The organism is Streptomyces milbemycinicus, from assembly GCF_002154605.1.
GTDB classification, from domain to species: domain Bacteria; phylum Actinomycetota; class Actinomycetes; order Streptomycetales; family Streptomycetaceae; genus Streptomyces; species Streptomyces milbemycinicus.
On record NZ_MUNE01001248.1, the window covers coordinates 802 to 1626 of the forward strand.

Consider the following 825-nt stretch of genomic DNA (forward strand, 5'->3'; position numbering starts at 1 on the left):
GCGGCGCCGGCCGCCGCGCCGAACGGCGAACCGCACACCAGGAGCACGACGGGCACCAGGGCGCAGCTGAACGCGCCCCAGCGGATCACCTCGTCCGCCGCCTCCCCGGCCGGGGTTCTGGCGGGGTGGTCACGGCCCTCGCGGGGCGCGTCGTACTCGACGGTGGCGGGCACGTATCTGCTCCTCGGAGGGCGGCGGACAGGGGGCCGGGGCGGGGCGCGATCACCGCGCGGCTACTACAACGCCGAGCGGGCGTCAGGGTCACTGCGAACCGTCCGCTCGGTGTACGCCCCCCGAAGACTCAGGGTTTACTGGAGGCTCACTCGGGCCACCCGGTGGAGCCGCACATCGGCACGGTCGGGACCACTTGGGGCATTGCGTTACGGGCCGCCCTCCGGCATGCTCCCTGGAACGCCTTGGGCGGTTCGCCGTCCAAGAGCTCTCTGGGCAGGAGGGGAGTGGCGCCGTACCCTTAGGGGTAAGGGCTTGGAAAGATGAATCCCGGACGGATTCGGTTCGTTCGATACGCTCCCCCGAGCGCCAGCGAGCTGCCGTCCCCGACAACTGCAACCCCTAAGCCCCCGCCGTTCCCTCCTCACGAGGACTTCCTTCGCCGAGACACCGATGGCCGGTCACGACATCCCCGAACCCGCGGACCGCAAGCGGGTCGCCGATCACATGGCGCACCCCGAAGCGGCGGAAGAAACACGTCATTCCTGCGATCCGGCGTTCCAGCACGGCGTCGTGGTGGGATTCGACGGTTCGACATCGAGCGAGCGCGCCCTCGCCTATGCGATCGGCATGGCCCGGCGCTCCGGCTCCGGG

Annotated in this window: 1 pseudogene; it reads left to right on the forward strand. The window is 70.7% G+C overall.

The annotated features are described in order from the left end of the window. Positions 1 to 624: 624 nt before the first annotated feature. Positions 625 to 825 (forward strand): annotated as a pseudogene (locus tag CCN51_RS52420) (universal stress protein); the annotation flags it as partial.